The organism is Salipaludibacillus daqingensis (assembly GCF_029891575.1).
GTDB lineage: Bacteria > Bacillota > Bacilli > Bacillales > Salisediminibacteriaceae > Salipaludibacillus > Salipaludibacillus daqingensis.
Genome location: NZ_JARZHF010000002.1, coordinates 374,156 through 392,704 on the forward strand (window position 1 = coordinate 374,156; position 18,549 = coordinate 392,704).

The window sequence follows — 18,549 nt, forward strand, 5'->3', positions numbered from 1 at the left end:
GTATCATATCTCATTTTTTTGGTCTTACAAAAAGCACAATCCAAAATTATGGATTGTGCTTACTAATACATTTTCACATTTCATCAAGAAGGACTTTTGCTTGTATACTTCTTCCTTGCTTAACGTCATTCCTTTTCCCATTTTTTCGTGATCAGGTGACCAGTCTCTGATGTCATATTTAGGTTCTCTTCCAATATTTATCTAAAAACTGCAGCTACACCTGTTTCACTGGGCATTCTGTTTTTAGGGAGCACGACTAGATTCGCTTTTTTCTTGAAAGCTATCTCTGTTAAATCTCCAAGAACGTCACTATAATCATCGTCATTACTAGTTCCATTTTTAATTTCACCTGAAGTGTCATCAATTGTTCCAGGTATGATTCTATCATCCTCGATTAAAATAGACACTAACCGGTTTTCGATAGCTGCTTGTACAACTTCTTCTAAATGGTATGAACCGGACCCTTTTGCTTTTGCAGTTTCAAAAGCATCAATCAACTTTTTTGTCTTATCCAAATAAATCGGTTCAATAATCTCCCAAACTTTTTCAGTTAACTTATCTTTTTCCATTGAATCATATGCACCTTTTATACCTTCATTCATTAAAAAGGAATTATTACTTACTTTTTTGAACGGTCCATGATACTCCTTTAATGCAACTAAAATAAGCGGGAGTTGAGATGATTTAGAATAATTTTCTAACACAAAGCGATCCACAAATCGGAAAAATTTCTCGGTGTCTTTATCCAGTTCATCTTTTTTCCCACCATGACCGAAGTATTTTCCTCCCGGATCTCCAAAAGACCCTTTTGCTAAGTAAGGTTCCGTTCGTTGATCACCTAAAACATCCTCTTTTGTTCTTGGTATATCATTCGGAAGAGGAATTTCCCTAAATCCATATCTATTTCCTTCGAAAAGAGAGAAAGTGTTTCTGTTTATCCCTAACAACTGATACTGATCTGCTGATTGGAAAACTCTAATAAGAGGGCTAATATGAAGTCGGTCTGCTACTATAGCCAGTTCTTTAACAGGTCTTTCAATTTTATAAACAACACAGGTCGATTCCGTAGCATAAATAGCTAACCCTTCAGAAATCGTGCGCCAAAATTCTTTATCTTTTGCTATTTGATTAAAAGGTTTCATTAAACTTTTAAAATTACTATTTGGATAGGAATCCTTTAAAGAAGATTCAATCTTGCGAGTTAATCGTTTGAACACAATTGGATCTTGTTTATTCCCAGGAGAAAACTTATGAGTCGGTTGGTAAAGTGAGATAAACGGAGCTGCCTTTTCAAACATAATTTCATGTGGAAACTCTTTTACGATTTCATACATATCATAACGCCTCCATTCAAATTATCGACATGCTTTGTCCTACTTTCCTACCGCTACCAGTCTCCTTTCTGAAAAAATTCTATCTTTGTTTCATGGAGCCTCAAAGGAATAAAAGTAAAGGTAGACCCTCTTTACTTTTATTCCTAGTATTCAAACCCTATATCATTCAATTATACAATATATTCCTAGATATGCGCTTTATTTTTCAGTTAATTTCCTTTAACTAGTTTTTTATCATTTGATAACTTATCTAAAGTACGTTAAATATTTCTTTGTTCTTCATCATATATCAACCATTCCTGAGAAAATTGATTAATCCCCTTGTTCAATGAAAGAACAAGGGGTTGAAACGTATTATCATTATCCTTCAATATCTCGTTTATTAAATCCAATAAAACCAATGATCATTAATCCTACTGCCAAGATAGTTAAAACGAATAGTGGCATAAACGTTACAGTTTCAATCGGAGCATTGGCAATGTGACCGAATGGAGAAAGTTTGCCTACCCAATCATCAAATTGAAACAAACCACCTAAATATAAAACAAGGAATGAGTATAACACGTATATCCAATTAAAGTTAGTCATCCTTGGTAAAAATCCAATAAGAACAACTGAAATCCCAATCATCACTAACATTGCTGGAAAATATGCCATCGTTGCGCCATAAACCATTCCGAAAGATAGCCCTTCTTCCATAACTGTGTTTCCTGAAGACCATAGACCAATTGCTGAAAGGGACAGCATCACCAATCCATTAAAGACCGCTATCATCAAGTATGCTCCCATAAGTTGTGTACGCGATACAGATCTTCCAAGTAATTGTTCGAGCCGTCCTTTTTTTTCTTCTCCACGTAATTTATTTATTGCCATGAGAGCTGGAATCGTTGATGCGAGAGACATCACGATGATCAACATGGGAATGAATTGGTCTACAATTGAAAAACCTTCCACTTGCACTAACATTTGTTCATACATGTCATTTCCATCAAAAAATGATTCTAAATCACCGAAAATCGAGCCGTAAGAAGCTCCTAATACAAACAAACCTATTGCCCATGCAATAATTCCGGTTCTCTGAAGCCTTGATGCAAGACCTAATGGACTTTGTAAATATCGAGACGCATAACTTCTACCTGGTTTCGAAGGTAAAAACCCTCTTTCCAAGTCACGTACCGCGTTTAAATAGTTTGCAGCAATAAATAAGACGAAAGTAACGAGGACCATTAATAAAATAGGTCCCCAGTTGTTTGACGTATATGCTTCTGTTTTTGTCACCCAACCTAAAGGAGAAAGCCAAGATAGCGTTTCATTACTAACATCTGTAATCGCACGAAACAGATAAGCGATAAGTAATACAGCGATAGACATTCCAATTGTTCCACGAGCATTTTCCGAAAGTTGAGCAAAGACAGCAGTCACTCCGGCAAAAACAAGCCCAGTTCCTCCTAAAGCAGCGCCATAAAGTAATGATCCACCTAAGTCCATACTTTCAATCCCAAGAGCATACAAACCAAAACCTATGATTAACGCTAAAGCAATACTCGTGCCACTTATGACGATTAACGAAGCATTTAAGTAAGACAGACGTCCTGCTGGTAAGGATCGAACCATTTCAATGCGGCCATCTTCTTCATCTGCTCTTGTATGCCTAGTCACAAGTAAAATACTCATTAACCCAACAATCGCTGCTGTCATCAGTAACATTTGATGAGTTGTCATGGCACCTACCGTATAATTCGTCAAGTCACCCGGTCCCACCATCGCTGTCATAGCAGGGTTTGCCATCGTTTCAGCCATCGCATCTCTTTCTTGCTGAGATCCATATAAATCCCTAAACGCTATAGGAACAATAATTGTGAAAAAGCTTAGTCCAAATAACCATAATGGAATCCGGATACGATCCAACCGAAGAATAAAACGCGAAAGATGTCCTGTTTTGGCCATTAAATTCTTTGCCATTAGTTTGCACCTCCCACTCCTGAATCTACAGATGTCGCTTTTCCTTCATAATGTCGCATAAATAACGTTTCCAATGTTGGAGGGGCGCTTTCTAGTTTTAAAATTCCGAAAGAACTAATATGTTTCATCACATTATCTAATTCATTTGTGTCTACTTGGAATAATAGCCCTTGATCAGTGCCTTCTACTTCATGAACCCCTTTTACTTTTTCTAATGAAGTAATTTTCTGTTTCGTCTCCACAAGAATCTGCGTACGAGTCAAGTGACGAAGCTCATTCAACGTTCCAGTTTCAATGATACTCCCTTCACGAATAATCGCCACTTTATCACATAATTTCTCTACTTCTGATAAGATATGGCTCGATAAAAGGACACTTTTCCCTTGCTTTTTTATGTCCATCACACATTCTTGGAATACTTGTTCCATCAATGGATCCAATCCTGATGTCGGTTCATCTAATATATAGAGATCTGCATCAGAGGAAAAAGCAGCAATTAATGCAACCTTTTGGCGATTTCCTTTAGAATATGTGCGACATTTTTTCGTTGGATCTAAATCAAATCTATTAATTAACTCTTCTCTTCTACTTTTATTGTTCGTTCCTCGTAATTTCACAAAGAGATCTATTACTTCTCCACCAGTTAAATTTGGCCATAAATTAACGTCTCCAGGCACATATGCCACTCGTTTATGAATTTCCACAGCATCATCCCATGCATCTTTTTCGAAAATCTTTACCGAGCCATCCGTCGCCTTCAATATCCCAAGCAAAACTCGTATTGTCGTTGATTTACCAGCACCATTTGGACCAATAAATCCAAAAATTTCGCCACTATTAACTTCTAAGTTCACACGATCTAAAGCTGTGAATTTACCAAATTTTTTCGTTAAATTGGTTATTTTCACCATACTCATATCTATTTCCTCCTCCGTTTACATACTAAGATATGAAATTTATATATCTATATATTTCATATTATACAATAAATCGATCTATTGCAATATGTTTTGAAACAATGTATTTGTTTTATTTCATATTTTTTATTACACTTAACGTGAGGTGAAAGAAAAATGGATGGATTCGAACGACGTCGAGAACTTAAAAAAGCAGAAATCTTACAAGCATCATTAGATCTATTCATGGTACATGGGGTACAAAAGGTATCTATTTCAGAAATCGCTGCAAAAGCAAATGTATCCCAGGTAACGATTTATAATTATTTTCAAAGCAAACAAAATTTAATTGATGAGACGATTGTATATTATGTTGATAAATCTTGGGACGAGGGTGTCGAAATTCTTGAAAGTAACTTGCCTTTTCCAGAAAAGATTAAGCAACTAATTTTTAATAAAAAAGAAGCCGCAGATAATATTCATGAAGATTTTTATTTTTATTTTATGAAGGAATACAATTCTGGGTTGAGTTATATTGAAGAAGTTTATCAGAAAGATGCCATTCCTAGACTAATTAATTTCTTTAATGAAGGAAAAGAAGAAGGATATATTGATCCAAACTTATCAAACGAGGCCATTTTGCTGTATTTTCAAATCTTAAAGGATTCCATGCAACGAGAAGATATTTATGAAAAAATCTTACCGTTTACAGAAGATATTACGAAAATTTTGTTTTATGGTATTGCAGGAAACCGTGAGAAATAATGAAGGTGAACGAAGAGCGATACAGCTTGCTTGGTTTGCAAAGCTTTTCGTTCTTTTACGTTATTCGTAGGGATTAATAATCCTTTTCTGTCATGAATTCCTTGCTATTTTCCACAATCGAGCGATATTTTTCGATAGGACAAACGTATTCTCATAAGCATCTTCAAGTGCTTCATCCAAACTCATGGCAGAAGGAGTGATTGAAAATAAAGCATCCATCCCTTCGTCATATAAATCATCCCCATCCATTTGCAAACTTCCTGCTATAGCAATAACGGGTTTTTTATATTTTTTAGCTAATCTAGCTACGCCAACTGGCGTTTTGCCAAAAGCAGTTTGGCCGTCAATTTTACCTTCCCCAGTAATCACAAGGTCAGCTAGCATAATCTTCTCCTCTAACTTTGTAGCTTTTATTATCATCTCAATGCCAGGTATAAGCTTCGCTGAACAAAAGGCTAGAAGTCCCGCACCTAAACCACCTGCCGCTCCAGCACCGGCAACATCCATTACTGAGATGTTCAAATGCGATTCAATCAAATCACCAAAATGAGTTAAATTACGATCGAGAGAAGAAACCATCTCTTCATCCGCTCCTTTTTGAGGTCCATAAATGGCTGAAGCACCTGTTGGTCCAGTTAAAGGATTAGTCACATCACATGCAATTTCCATGTCTACCTTTAGTAAAGATGGGTGGAGGTTAGAGAAATCAATGGATCGAATGAGGTGAAGTTGTCCTCCTCCCCACTTTATTTGTCGCTGCTTTTCATTTAATAGTTTAACTCCTAAAGCTTGAGCCATTCCAGCTCCTCCATCATTTGTAGCACTTCCTCCAATGCCGAGAATGACCTTGTCAACGTTGTGTTGGAGTGCAGCTAAAATTAATTCCCCCGTTCCATAAGTCGTTGTCACAAGTGGGTTTCGCTTATCTAATGGTACTAGATGCAACCCTGATGCTTCAGCCATTTCAATTACAGCTGTTTTTCCATCTCCAAGAATTCCGTAAGTCGCTTTTACTCTTTCACCTAGGGGACCTGTTACTTCTTTTTGATAAATCTTCCCGTTTGTTGCATGAACTAACGATGAGACAGTACCTTCCCCCCCATCAGCCAAGGGGACTTTTACAAACGTACACTGTGAATCTTCTTCTTTCCATCCCTTTTCAATGGCTTCTGCAACTTCGATGGACGTTAAGCTTTCTTTAAATGAATCTGGTGCAATGACTATATTCATCTATGCCGCCTCCCTAGACTTTTATCTGATGGATCCAAATTGAAATACTAAAAAAAGCTATAATTAAATATAATGAAAAAGCAACCGACCTTAAAGAACGACCGATTGCTTTATATATCTATTGAATCATAACAGTTAAACGATATCTACCTTTTGATTTAGAGACATACATTTATGTCTGATTTACGAAAAGAATTCATTCCACTAACAAAGTGACCAACAACCTTAACATTGCTAGCAATTTGAGAATCGATCACTTCCATCAAATCTTCTGCATATCCTTGAAGACTATTGTATCGACCTTTATCGTAAAATGATTTACCTTATTTTCGTGCTCTTACATAATCAAATAAAATCAAATTTTAGACTTTTTGAAAAGAAGGGCTCCTATTTTTCAAAACTTTTTGATCACATCCAAAACCATTGGCAAATACAATAGTATCTTTTCCATGACCAATTACATTCACGTGGTTTTTTTACTATAAATTCTTTGTTCACCTAAGTATTCTGTAGTCTATTTCATATTATTCTTCAACGAAATTAATAAATATATCACTTGTATCTGGTTTTTCATCAATATAACCCGCTTCGTACAACCAATTGATTGTCTCTTCCCAAGAAGATTCGAATTGACTTCCAAAGGGCTCGTCTTCCCTTTCCATTTTCGATAGTAAAATATCGAGACTATCCTCTTCTACTTCACGTATGAGTGGAAAATTCTCTTGATCCTCATGCCTGAACAAGATGTCCAAACTATCATCAGGATTTTCTTTCATGTACTTATATCCCTTTTCTGCAGCATTCCAAAAGGATTCAATCCTCGGTTTGTTATCTTCAAGCTGACTTTCATTCGTAACCATCACTAACTCGTAAAAACTCGGCACTCCATAATCAACAGGATTAAAATAGTGAACATCATGATCTTGGTATTCAAGTACTGGTACCTCGTGATTAATATATGCACCAATGACGGCATCAACTCTTTCACTAACAATAGAAGAACCTAATTCAAACCCTACGTCAATGAGTTCCACTTGTCCAAAGTCACCACCATCTTCTGTTACCATTGTTTCTAGCAACGGTTCATTAACAGGAATTCCAGGATATCCAACTTTTTTTCCTTCCAAATCTTTCGGCGATTGAATCTCTTCATCATTTAAATAAACGATATGATTTAAAGGAGAGCGTACAATTGAAGCAACGGATACGACAGGAATATCCTCGTTTCTTGCTGTGATTACATCTGGCTGATAAGTAATGCCTAATGTCACTTCCCCTGTTGCAGCTAGATTTATGGGATCTGTCGGGTTGGTCGGAAAAATAATTTCTACATCTAACCCTTCCTCTTCAAAGTAACCCATCTCCTCTGCTACGTATAAATAACTATGCACGGCATTTGGGTACCAATCGAGCATAATTTGTACTTCCTTTAATTCCTCTCCGTTTTCCCCTTGAACCTTTTCATTATTACTATTGCACCCTACTAACAGAATAAGCATGATTATAAATGCTATTTTCATTATTTGTTCCTCCACTTTATTGAAATATTTTCAAACACCTTCACTAGTAAAAACAAACAAATACCCATCATCGATAACAAAACGATTGGCGCAAATACACCTGCACCATCCATTTGAGTCATCATTCTTCTACTAAAGTATCCAAGTCCTTTGCTTGCTCCAAGCCATTCTCCAATCGCTGCCCCAATAACACTTAGCGTCACCGCTACTTTCAATCCTGAATAAAAATATGGAAGCGCGGATGGGACTTGAACTTTGAAAAAAAGCTGTCTTTTGCTTGCTCCCATCGTTAGCAGCAAATCTTGCAGTTCTTTACTCGTCGATCGTAATCCATCAAACGTACTAACCGTAATGGGAAAGAAAGTAATCAAAACTGTCACAGCAACTTTGCTCCAAATCGAATATCCAAACCAAAGCACAAAAATAGGTGCTAAAGCAATAATCGGAATCGTTTGAGAGGCGATGACTAATGGAAAAAAAGTCCTTTCAGTAAACGAACTGCGATTCATAAAAATCGCCAACCCACCACCGACAATCATAGAGATTCCTAAACCGATTACCACGATTTGAAGAGTTGCAGGTAAATGAACATAAAACAGCACCTGTCTTAATTCCCAAAGTTTCACTAGAATCCCAGAAGGGGAAGGCAAAATATACGCTTTGTCATAGATTCGCGCACCTACTTCCCAGACAATCAGCAAAAGAGATACTAACACGAGCGAACTTCCATAATAAAAAATGTTGGTCATTAATTTTTTCATAGAGAACGTTCCTTCGATCTCATTTTTTTCAAGAGATCTTGTTTTAATTTCATAAATGCAGCATCACTTCGATGTTCCTCATTTCGCGGTCGACTTATTGGTACGTTAACTTCATCTATTTCCCCTTTAATTGGAGGGTGAGTTAACATCAATACTCGGTCAGAAAGAAAAATCGCTTCCTCCACATCATGAGTAATAAAAATGATCGTCTTATCCCATTCATGCCATTGTTCCAACAGCCATTCTTGCATCATATATCGAGTCATTGAATCTAGTGCACTAAATGGTTCATCAAGGAGTAAAATTTCATTTCCTCCAAGAATCGCCCTTAAAAAAGATACCCGCTGTCTCATTCCTCCTGAAAGTTGGTGAGGGTAATGATCTTCTGTTCCCAGCAGGCCAAATTTCTTCATATGATGCAACACTTTTTCTCTTGCTTCTTTTTTATTCATCCCTTTAATCTCTAACGGAAGCAGTCCATTTTCTAACACAGTTCTCCATGGAAGAAGCAAATCTTGTTGTGGCATATAACCAATTTTTCCAAGGCGATGACGCTCTTCCTTGTCTCGAAGTCTAATGTGACCAGACTCTGGTTGTTCAAGCCCGGATGCTAATCGAAAAAATGTTGATTTTCCCGCTCCACTTGGACCAAGAATCGTTACGAATTCTTTTTCATGGATAGTAAGATTGATGTTGTCAAACACAGAAGTAAATTTATCACTATGCTTATAAGAAAACGAAACATGATCAAAAGCTAAATGTGAATGACTATGGCTCTTATCTTTTTTCTTCATTAGTCCATTGGCCACATTTCTTTGTTATAGGACATATCCCAAAACATGTATTCAAACCGAGTCGTATTTAAGAAAATTTCTTCTATATCTTTTAGTTCATGCTCCGGTTTGCCTTCTGCCAACTTATCTAATAAGGAAATCGTCCATTCTGTTAAGTCATGAAATTCTTTACTAGAATACATCTTTATCCACTCCCCATATTTCCCATTACGAGCTCCTGGCACCTCATCAAGCGTTTTACCAATCTCCGCATAACTCCACATGCACGGAAGTAAACTTGCAACTAATTCTGCTAAGCCGCCATTATTTCCAACGTGGAGCATGTAGTGACTGTAGGCTAACGTTGTTGGTGCTGGTGAAGCCGTTTCAAGCTCATGTTCAGATATGTTGAATTCTTTCGCGTATTGTCGGTGAAGTGCCATTTCTGTGTTCATTGTTGAGTCTAATAGCTCGGCGAATTTCCCCATCGTTTTAACATCATTCGCCTTCACAGCTCCTATAGCAAAAAGTTTCGCATACTCGATTAAATACAAATAATCTTGGATCATAAAAAATCGGAATTTATCTTCGTCTAATGTTCCATCACCAATGCCTTGAACAAATGGATGATCATGATTTTTTCTCCAAATTGGTTTCACATTTTCATATAAACGTTGACTAAACGTCATTTCTATCATCCTCTCTTTTTTGATGACTCCACTCATAAATAAATGTCATTATTACTTTTGTAAAATCAATAAGCTGAGCAATCGAGACTGATTCATTTATTCCATGAGCATTTTGTAAATCTCCAGGACCATAAATCATCGTCGGAATTCCTGCATTACCAAGCCAACCTCCATCTGTTACCGTTTGCGACATACTAATTTCAGGACTTTTTTGACAGACGGTTGAATGGGCAATCTTTAATGTTTGCACTTCGTCTCCATTTTCATCAAGAGAAAGAGAAGGAAATATTTCTCCTCTATCCTCAATCATGGATTTACCTCCCCAAGTAAAAATTGGCGGATTGTCTCTCAACCAAAGGTCCCCTTCCGCTACTTTGAGGAGATGATCTTCCACTTCTTTTACAATATCCTTATGGTTTTCATCTGGATAAAAATGAACAGTAATCCAAAGCCTACATTCATCGGCTACGAATGCTGCATGTCGTCCTCCCTCAATAACAGCAGGGTTAATCGTATTCATCCCAGGAGAGAATCCTGGATATGATTTTGTAACTGCCCAATGTTTCTCTAAATCTTTCAGTCCTTCGATGATTTTAACCATTTTTTCAATTGCACTTGCTGCGTGTATACCGCCACCAGCGTGAACCATGTTTCGACGCATGGCATCATGATACGTCTTCGGACTTTTCACCGTCACCCAACCAGTAATCACACCACCTTGCCCTTGAATGTGTAAATCGCTCGTATCTACCACTACTGCTGCGTCCGCTGTATATCCTCTGTCGCAACATTCCAACGTTCCCGCTTCTCCAACCTCCTCGCCAATCACTGATTGAAAAATCAAGTCCCCTGGCAGTTCTATCTCTCTCTCTCGTAAAAGCTTGATCGCAAATAACGCTCCAGCAAGACCCGCTTTCATGTCAGCGGTTCCCCGTCCGTAAAGTCGGTTGTTTTTAACAAATGGTGTAAATGGATCTGTTTCCCATCCTTTTTCATGTTCATCAACTTCGGCTACATCGATATGTCCATTAATGATTAAACTTTTGAATTGATTAGATTGAGAACCTTTAAATGTACCAACAACGTTTGGATCTCCAGGATACACATCCCATTGATCTACTTCTGCTCCTAGCTTCTTTAATTCATCTGCTACGAATTCTTGGGCCTCTTGGGTATTTCGAGCAGGAGGGCTCGGTGTTTTGTATCGCACAAGTTGATTTACCAGTTCGATTAATTCTTCTTTTCTACCATCGATTTCTTGGAATATAGTGTTTAGCTCTTCGTTCATATCATTTCTCCTTTACCTTTGACATTTCCTGTTGATTGTCTAATAGGTGATTTTCTCTAGCATTTCATTTAGAAACATGATGAACTAGAGAACGACAAAAAACCACTCTAGCAAGAGTGGTTGTGTATGTAGAACAAATCAAAAATGAGAGAAATATAAGAAAGAAATCTTATACAACTGAGTTTGCTCACACCACTTCCCTCCGCTAGTATTATCTAGTTCAGGTAATAGGGTTAAGACAAACGTCTCTCTCAGCAAATCAAGCACCCCTAGTGGTCGTTCATAAAATTGTCAATACACAAAAGATACCACACATTTCTGAATTTGCAAACAATCATGTTTAAAAATTCATAATGTTCTTTCCATTTGTAACATCCAATAAAAAAGTTGTTCAATGTGAAATCTAAGGCTTTAGGCTATTAATTTTAAAAATTTCTTTTTCCAATCTACATCATATATCCTCTTATCATGATAACGAACACGAATAGTCGTGAAATTAAAGATTTATGACCTTTAACCTCCTATTTTTTAAAATAATTAGCAGAAATTTCTTTTAATCAACCTAACTGTTCAATTGTAGTTATTAATTTTTTTGTATAGATAACCAATTAATGTAAATCATATGAAAGGAAGGGTTGTGTGGACAAATGGACAATTTTCATCCAACGAATAAAGAACGACGATTTAAGGCCTATTTAGGACCTCTTGGAACAACCCAATTACATTTACGAAATCCATATGTTGTCGCATGGTGGTCCGCTGCATTCCCTGGTTTTGGTCATCTGTTACTATCCAAATATATTAGAGGCTTTTCTCTCTTCATATGGGAAGTTTTTGTTAATAGTATGTCGAACCTTAATCATGCTATCGTGTTCTCTTTTATTGGAAATTTTGAAATGGCTAAAGAAGTGCTTGATCCAAGATGGTTACTTTTATATCTACCTGTCTATATGTTTGCTATATGGGATAGTTATCGAACAACGATGGATATCAATAAGGAATTTATCTTAGCAGAACGTGAAAATGCTGAAATAAATACATATAGTATTACCTCAATGGAAATCAACTACCTCGATAAGAGAAGACCAATCATGGCTGTTTTATGGTCGTTAATGACTCCTGGACTAGGACAACTTTATATCCATCGTATTTTCACAGCTATTTTTACGATGGGGTTCATGATCGTTTTTGTTTACTTTTCAAATGCTCTCGTAGCAGTCCATTGGATTTTTCTAGGTGATTTAAACGAAGCAAAAGAGGTGATAGATCCTCAATGGTTTCTGTTCATACCTTCGAATATAGGTTTTGCCGTTTATGATTCTTATACGAATACAGTTGAAAATAATAAATTATATGAAAGTGAACAACGAAAGTTTCTTCGAAAGAACTATCAACATTACCATGTTAAATTATAATAAAAATTTGAGGTGAACCACGGTGCAGATTTTCTCCTCGTTTGAACATTCATCATATATTGAGTTAGCCATCACTGCCTTAGAACAAATAGGGATCGAGAAAGAAAACATTCTTGCGGTCCCTTTATATAATCGCATCGAAGAAAGAAAGCTCTTCGATACTTTGCATCGAGCTGATGGGGTTAGTTTATTTGATACTGGTGCCGCTTTAGGGACAGCTTTTTCTGTTATCGGAACTTGTTTCGGATTTGCCTTAGCTTGGGGACCTATTATATGGGGACTAATTGGAGCAATTATTGGATTCTTATTAGGTTTTATCATTAACTACACTTTTTATAAAATAACTCGAAATAAACAAAGAGCTTTAAAAGGTAAAAAATCTGAAGTATTTTTAGTTATCAATTGTCCTCAAGAGATAGTTGAACAGGTCGAAAAAATATTATGGGAAAACTTTGCTTTAGGCGTTTCAAAAGTGTAAGATCCTCATTAAATTGACAAGAGTTTATGACATTTTCGGTGATAATTTAAGCTGTTCTAAAGCTCATTATCCTATCTTTTTCCTATTAAACAAAAAAGGGAGCTCTCATTCACTCTAAGAGATCCTCTTCGTATCGTTACAGTTGTGACCAATCCTGATAGCTTCCACTCCCGTTACATCCAGGACAATTATAATGACTCGGAGAGATGTAAAATTCACTTACTGGTATATTAAAACCTTTCCCCTGACAGTCTGGACACAATCCTTGCTCTTTCATATTTTGTAAATGTTTTTCTTGTCTTTCCTCTTGCCATTGAGCAATAGCTTGAAAAAGTCTCATTCCCTTCACCTCTTTAACTCTTTTTTTATAGTATTAGGCAAAAGGAAACCTTTTATACTTTGAACATCTTAAACATATTTTCCACTATAAAAATATTTTCACTGTATTTTTGAACACATCTCTAGGCACTTGCATATAGTGAATCTTGTAAAGGAGGAGTGATTAATTATGATGCATCAACCTTATCAAGGGATGCCAGCACAAGGACATCACCAAAACGAACAACATGCTAAAGACATGCACAACATGTGTACTCAGTATCATTTACACTTTATCCAGATCCAGTTAATGGATGGAAGTTCTCATGATGGAATAATTGAGGAAGTGGATAATGAAGGGGTCACGCTATTAATGCCTGAAGCAGAAGAAGGAGCCCAGCAGCCTTACTACGGTCAGCACGGGCATGAGAGTCACCACGAATTACACGCACAACAAGGGACTCAAATGCAAGACAGTCCTCAACATTTCGGATACGGGTATCCAGGATATGGTTACCCAGGATTTGGACCAGGTCCTGGGTATGGGTATGGATACGGAATTCCTAGAAGGTTTCGGCGTTTTAGAAGAAGACGATACCCATTTTTCGGAATTCGTCGGTTGTTCTTCCCATTCTTTTTTTAGAATTTTAAAAGGCTGATCAGTAGTTATCTGATCAGCCTTCCACTTTTTTTTACTCTTCTACAACTAATGCAATTTTTCCTAATTGTTTTGCATCAGCGAGTCTTTCTAACGCTTGTTTTGTATCTTTTAACGGGAAAGTAGTATCAATAACTGGTTTAATCTCGTGTTTACTAATGAATGACAACATCTTTTGATATTCTTCTTGGCTTCCCATCGTAGTTCCGAGCAAATTATATTGGCCATAGAAAAAACTTCTTAAGTCTAAACTAACAGTGTCTCCTGCTGATGCACCAAACGTAACCATTGTTCCACCTTTTCGAAGTTGATCCAATGATTTTTGAAACGTTGCTGCACCCACTGTTTCAACAACTACATCAACTTTTTCACCGTCTAATGCTTCATTCCAATCACTTTCACTATCAATTGCTATATCAGCGCCTAATTCCAATGCTTTTTGACGTTTCTTTTCTGATCTTGATGTTACAATTACTCTCGCTCCCGCAGCTTTAGCAAACAGTAACAAGAAAGTTACCGCCCCACTCCCGACACCCGGCAGTAAAACCGTATCTTCAGAAGAAATCTTAGCTCTTGTAAACAATGCACGGTATGCCGTTAAAGCAGCAAGAGAAAAAACACCTGATTCTTCCCATGTCAGATGAGTTGGTTTTTTCTCTAGATTTTTTTCAGAAATGATCACTTTTTCTGCAAATGTTCCATGTCCAGGAAGTCCAACAATTTGAAAGTTTTCTGGTGGAGCATCGCTCTGATTGATCCATCCTAAACTAGGATTAATGACGACTTCATCGCCAACGGCTACTCTTGTTACACCTTTTCCAATACTCTCAACAATACCTGCTCCATCTGACCCAATTATAAGAGCCGAGTCCGTTTCATCATGTTTTTGTAAAACGAATAAGTCGCGGTGATTCAAACCTGCGACTTTCATTTTGACGCTTACTTCCCCTTTATTTGGCTTTTGTTCATCCATATCCTGATAAAAAGTTCCCACCATACCTTTTGTTCCCTTATGTACAAATGCCTTCATTAAATGACCTCCTTAAAAAATTTGATACTTATAACGTAATATAAGTGATTTTCTCCTCTTTTTTCTATTATACTTGAAATGATAGCCATCTTTCAAAAATCCAGAGGTGACAATTAGTGAAACTTACCGTTGACGATCTACCAATAAAAGAACGAAAAACGTATCTTATGATTCAGGACCTACCTATACATGAAAAACGCGTTCTTTGGAAGTTGATTCGTTTATCAAATAAAGATCATATTTGTGTCATCGATTCACTAACACCAACCGTGCACGTTTTAATCGAAAAACAATTAATAACGTTAAATAAAAGTTTCAAACAGCCTAACAAAATAAGTTTGTTTGTTCTTCGCAAGACACCTTTTTTGATGAAAAAATTACAAGTGATAGGACAAAATAGTTAACCTCCCCCACAGAAGCCCAAATGTTTAATTCTTATTTCATATGGTAATAGTGTGGATGTAACCTTTTAAAACTAACCAAACATGTTACTCACATGTTTATGAGGAGGCTTTACTTTATGCCATTATTGGAAATAAGTGTTGTGCCTGTTGGAACAGATTCAGAAAGTTTCAGCAGTGATGTGGAAAAAGCAGTATCATTAATAGAGCAAAACGGTTTAAATTATCAGGTGACTGCCACATCAACGATCATTGAAGGCGATTTAGACAAATTGATGAATGTCGCCCAAGTCATTCATATGAACGAAATTGAGAACAAAGCAAAGCGAGTCGTAACAACGATTAAAATTGACGACCGTGTGGACAAGCCTATTCATTTAGAAGAACAAGCGAAAAAAGTTTCACAACCGAAAAACTAACAAATCTCCAAAAAACAAATCATATACTGTCTATCAGAGCTGGACTTTCGTGCCCACTGATAGACAGTTCTTTTTGTTTGTATTCTTATTTTCTCTCCAATGATAAAATATTCACATGTCATTCAAGGAAATTTATCGTTCCTAGGGGAGGAATCATTTTGTTGGAACTAGATTGGACTCAAATCGTCCTTGTTATCGTATCTGCATTATTCATAGGTATTTCGAAAACAGGCTTACCAACGCTTGGTATTTTAGTTGTTGCTACAATGGCCTCTATTTTTCCGGCACGAGAGTCTATTGGACTTGTTTTACCAATGTTGATCATCGCTGATCTGATTGCTGTCGTCTACTATCGAAGAAGTGTTCATTGGAAAACACTATTTTCTCTCGTTCCTTGGGTTCTCGGTGGTTTAGCAATCGGATTTACACTATTGTTTTTCATGACATCTAGCCGACCTGTTGAAATGATTTTAGGTGGAATCATTGTCACGATGATTATTCTTCAAGTCGTTCGCGAGAAATTGGGTTCTTCATGGGTCGATGCTATTCCACAATCCAAATGGTTTGTAGTTGTCATGGGTACTCTCGCCGGTTTTACTACGATGGTAGGGAATGCAGCTGGTCCCATCATGGCGATTTTTTTATTGGCGATTGCGATGCCAAAAAAACATTTTATCGGAACCGGTGCATGGTTTTTTCTGTTTGTTAATCTACTAAAAGTGCCTATGTACGGAAGTTTGGGTTTGATCACACTAGAAACACTCACATTCAATGCGTGGCTTACTCCAGCTATTTTAATCGGGACTTATATTGGTATTAAATTCTTACCGTTGATTCCACAGCGGAAATTCAGTTTCATTGTTTTACTTTTTGCTTTCGCTGGTGGTTTGAAACTGTTAATTGGATAGTGGTGGTGGGGTGCGCTTTCTCGATTTCAGTGCGCTCTCACATGCCCTAGGTGCGCTTTCAACTCAGGTTGGCGCGCTTTCAACTTACTCTCTCGCGCTCTCATGATACCTAGCTGCGCTTTCTCGATCTATCATCACGATAGATTCTATTTCTCCAAACCAAAAGGCAACTGCATAAGCAGTTGCCTAACAATTCAATCTTCAAGGTAATTTCGTTGTTCCCATCAAGAAGCGGTCACATTCTCTTGCTGCTCCTCTACCTTCATTAATCGCCCAAACAATTAAACTTTGACCACGTCTCATATCTCCAGCAGCGAATACACCTTCAACATTCGTTTTGTATTTTTCAAACTCTGCTTTCACCGTAGACTTTTCTTCCGTTTCCACTCCTAAATCTTTGATCAACTTTTGTTCTGGACCAGCGAATCCAATCGCTAATAATACGAGATCAGCCGGCCACACTTTTTCTGTACCTGGAACTTCTTTGCGGATTCGCTGACCATCCGCTGCAAGAGTTGTTTCCACATCAATCGTATGAACTTCTTTTACATGACCTTGATCATCGCCAACAAACTTTGTTGTCATAACAGCATAAGCTCGCGGATCTTGTCCAAATACTGCCGCAGCTTCTTTGTGACCATATTCCACACGGTGGATAATCGGCCACTGTGGCCATGGGTTGTTATTCTCATCTCGGTCCGTTCCTTTTTTCGTATAAATATCAAACTGTGTCAAGCTTTTGCATCCATGTCGTACTGATGTTGATAAACAATCTGTTCCTGTATCACCGCCACCAATAACAACAACATTTTTACCTTTAGCTGTTAAGTAATTTCCATCCTCATGACCAGAGTCTAATAAACTTTTTGTATTCGCATGAAGAAAATCCATTGCGTAATGAATACCTTCTAGTTCTCTGCCATCCGCTGGAATGTTGCGATGGACTGTTGCACCACCACAAAGAATCGTCGCATCAAAATTTTCGTCTAGTTCAGATGCAGAAATATCTTTCCCTACTTCTGTATTCGTTACAAACTCAATACCTTCTTCTTCCAGTATCTTAACACGTCGCTCTACAACATAATATGGTAGTTTCATTTCTGGAATACCGTAAGTGAGCAAGCCTCCGATTCGATCATGTCGTTCAAAAACTGTCACAGAGTGACCTGCTTTGTTCAATTGAGCTGCTGCTGCTAGCCCTGCTGGACCTGAACCAACGACGGCAACCTTTTTTCCTGTCCTAGTTTTAGGCGGTTCAGGTACTACCCATCCTTCTTCAAAACCTTTTTCGATAATCGATCTCTCTACCGTTCGAATAGCGACGGGCGGTTCATTTATTCCTAGAACACAAGCTCCTTCACATGGAGCTGGACAAGCCATACCTGTAAATTCTGGAAAATTATTCATTTCATGCTCTTTTTTCAACGCTTCTTTCCATTGACCACGATAAACCATGTCATTCCACTCAGGAATCAAATGATAAACAGGACAACCTGTTGTGACACCATCAATTTCCATTCCTGTGTGGCAAGTAGGCACGCCACAATCCATGCAGCGAGCCCCTTGCTTTTTCAATTCATCTTCAGACATTGGTTTCGTATAATCTTCCCAATCCTTCGTTCTTTCAGAAGGGTCACGTTCTAGCTGGGACTGACGTTCATATTCTATAAAACCAGTCGATTTCCCCATAGTTGACACCCTCCT

General features: G+C 37.5%; 19 protein-coding genes, 1 pseudogene and 1 riboswitch. Of the genes and pseudogenes, 7 read left to right on the forward strand and 13 right to left on the reverse strand.

The window, feature by feature from the left end; translation table 11 throughout:
• Positions 1 to 24: 24 nt before the first annotated feature.
• The 4 genes and pseudogenes from QDN89_RS22045 to QDN89_RS05970 form a co-directional block, all read right to left on the reverse strand.
• A pseudogene (locus tag QDN89_RS22045) lies at positions 25 to 192 on the reverse strand (PC4/YdbC family ssDNA-binding protein); the annotation flags it as partial.
• A gap of 5 nt (positions 193 to 197) precedes the next feature.
• On the reverse strand, positions 198 to 1,334 hold the full coding sequence (locus QDN89_RS05960; RefSeq protein WP_280769179.1) for a baeRF3 domain-containing protein: 1,137 nt from the start codon (positions 1,332 to 1,334) through the stop codon (positions 198 to 200).
• Positions 1,335 to 1,694: 360 nt separating this feature from the next.
• On the reverse strand, positions 1,695 to 3,296 hold the full coding sequence (locus tag QDN89_RS05965; RefSeq protein WP_280769180.1) for an ABC transporter permease: 1,602 nt from the start codon (positions 3,294 to 3,296) through the stop codon (positions 1,695 to 1,697).
• Positions 3,296 to 4,213, reverse strand: a complete 918-nt coding sequence (locus QDN89_RS05970) for an ABC transporter ATP-binding protein (RefSeq protein ID WP_280769181.1) — start codon at positions 4,211 to 4,213, stop codon at positions 3,296 to 3,298. The genes QDN89_RS05965 and QDN89_RS05970 overlap by 1 nt, the downstream gene beginning before the upstream one ends.
• A 156-nt stretch (positions 4,214 to 4,369) precedes the next feature.
• Here QDN89_RS05970 and QDN89_RS05975 point away from each other — a divergent pair, with 156 nt between their 5' ends.
• Entirely contained in the window at positions 4,370 to 4,957 is a 588-nt protein-coding gene (locus QDN89_RS05975) for a TetR/AcrR family transcriptional regulator (protein WP_280769182.1), read from the forward strand.
• 90 nt (positions 4,958 to 5,047) lie between these two features.
• On the opposite strand, the gene QDN89_RS05980 is transcribed toward QDN89_RS05975, so the two are convergent.
• From QDN89_RS05980 to QDN89_RS06005, 6 genes are all read right to left on the reverse strand, one after another.
• Positions 5,048 to 6,187: a glycerate kinase gene (locus QDN89_RS05980; RefSeq protein WP_280769183.1), complete on the reverse strand. Its 1,140-nt coding sequence runs from the start codon at positions 6,185 to 6,187 to the stop codon at positions 5,048 to 5,050.
• Between the two features lie 524 nt (positions 6,188 to 6,711).
• Positions 6,712 to 7,707, reverse strand: coding sequence for an ABC transporter substrate-binding protein (locus QDN89_RS05985; RefSeq protein WP_280769184.1), 996 nt, complete (start codon positions 7,705 to 7,707; stop codon positions 6,712 to 6,714).
• A complete protein-coding gene (locus tag QDN89_RS05990; protein WP_280769185.1) occupies positions 7,707 to 8,468 on the reverse strand; it encodes an ABC transporter permease in 762 nt (253 codons plus the stop codon). The genes QDN89_RS05985 and QDN89_RS05990 overlap by 1 nt, the downstream gene beginning before the upstream one ends.
• Complete coding sequence (locus tag QDN89_RS05995) at positions 8,465 to 9,262, reverse strand: ABC transporter ATP-binding protein (protein WP_280769186.1); 798 nt, start codon at positions 9,260 to 9,262, stop codon at positions 8,465 to 8,467. Before QDN89_RS05995 ends, QDN89_RS05990 begins: the two co-directional genes overlap by 4 nt.
• Positions 9,262 to 9,930 (reverse strand): thiaminase II, encoded by a 669-nt coding sequence (gene tenA, locus QDN89_RS06000; RefSeq protein ID WP_280769187.1) that lies wholly within the window; start codon positions 9,928 to 9,930, stop codon positions 9,262 to 9,264. The genes QDN89_RS05995 and tenA overlap by 1 nt, the downstream gene beginning before the upstream one ends.
• On the reverse strand, positions 9,920 to 11,218 hold the full coding sequence (locus QDN89_RS06005) for an acetylornithine deacetylase (protein WP_280769188.1): 1,299 nt from the start codon (positions 11,216 to 11,218) through the stop codon (positions 9,920 to 9,922). The genes tenA and QDN89_RS06005 overlap by 11 nt, the downstream gene beginning before the upstream one ends.
• Before the next feature lie 180 nt (positions 11,219 to 11,398).
• A riboswitch (TPP riboswitch) is annotated at positions 11,399 to 11,499 on the reverse strand.
• Between the two features lie 366 nt (positions 11,500 to 11,865).
• On the opposite strand from QDN89_RS06005, the gene QDN89_RS06010 reads away from it, so the two are divergent.
• Both QDN89_RS06010 and QDN89_RS06015 read left to right on the forward strand, forming a co-directional pair.
• Entirely contained in the window at positions 11,866 to 12,633 is a 768-nt protein-coding gene (locus QDN89_RS06010; protein WP_280769189.1) for a hypothetical protein, read from the forward strand.
• A gap of 22 nt (positions 12,634 to 12,655) precedes the next feature.
• Positions 12,656 to 13,111, forward strand: a complete 456-nt coding sequence (locus tag QDN89_RS06015; protein ID WP_280769190.1) for a hypothetical protein — start codon at positions 12,656 to 12,658, stop codon at positions 13,109 to 13,111.
• 136 nt (positions 13,112 to 13,247) lie between these two features.
• Here QDN89_RS06015 and QDN89_RS06020 read toward each other — a convergent pair whose 3' ends face one another.
• Positions 13,248 to 13,451, reverse strand: coding sequence for a methionine aminopeptidase (locus tag QDN89_RS06020; RefSeq protein WP_280769191.1), 204 nt, complete (start codon positions 13,449 to 13,451; stop codon positions 13,248 to 13,250).
• A 168-nt stretch (positions 13,452 to 13,619) separates the two neighbouring features.
• Between QDN89_RS06020 and QDN89_RS06025 the strand changes: the two genes are divergently transcribed.
• Entirely contained in the window at positions 13,620 to 14,072 is a 453-nt protein-coding gene (locus QDN89_RS06025) for a hypothetical protein (protein WP_280769192.1), read from the forward strand.
• A 49-nt stretch (positions 14,073 to 14,121) separates the two neighbouring features.
• Here the strand turns inward: QDN89_RS06025 and QDN89_RS06030 are convergent, their stop codons facing one another.
• The gene (locus tag QDN89_RS06030; RefSeq protein ID WP_280769193.1) at positions 14,122 to 15,117 is read right to left on the reverse strand and encodes a zinc-binding dehydrogenase; all 996 of its coding nucleotides are present in this window, start codon (positions 15,115 to 15,117) and stop codon (positions 14,122 to 14,124) included.
• Between the two features lie 116 nt (positions 15,118 to 15,233).
• Here QDN89_RS06030 and QDN89_RS06035 point away from each other — a divergent pair, with 116 nt between their 5' ends.
• The 3 genes from QDN89_RS06035 (at position 15,234) to QDN89_RS06045 (ending at position 16,845) form a co-directional block, all read left to right on the forward strand.
• Positions 15,234 to 15,521 carry a hypothetical protein gene (locus tag QDN89_RS06035; protein WP_280769194.1) on the forward strand — a complete coding sequence of 96 codons (288 nt, stop codon included), beginning with the start codon at positions 15,234 to 15,236 and terminating at the stop codon, positions 15,519 to 15,521.
• 116 nt (positions 15,522 to 15,637) lie between these two features.
• Positions 15,638 to 15,937: an MTH1187 family thiamine-binding protein gene (locus QDN89_RS06040; protein WP_280769195.1), complete on the forward strand. Its 300-nt coding sequence runs from the start codon at positions 15,638 to 15,640 to the stop codon at positions 15,935 to 15,937.
• Between the two features lie 161 nt (positions 15,938 to 16,098).
• A complete protein-coding gene (locus tag QDN89_RS06045; RefSeq protein ID WP_342394366.1) occupies positions 16,099 to 16,845 on the forward strand; it encodes a sulfite exporter TauE/SafE family protein in 747 nt (248 codons plus the stop codon).
• 201 nt (positions 16,846 to 17,046) lie between these two features.
• On the opposite strand, the gene QDN89_RS06050 is transcribed toward QDN89_RS06045, so the two are convergent.
• A complete protein-coding gene (locus tag QDN89_RS06050; RefSeq protein ID WP_280769197.1) occupies positions 17,047 to 18,534 on the reverse strand; it encodes a glutamate synthase subunit beta in 1,488 nt (495 codons plus the stop codon).
• Positions 18,535 to 18,549 lie beyond the last annotated feature (15 nt).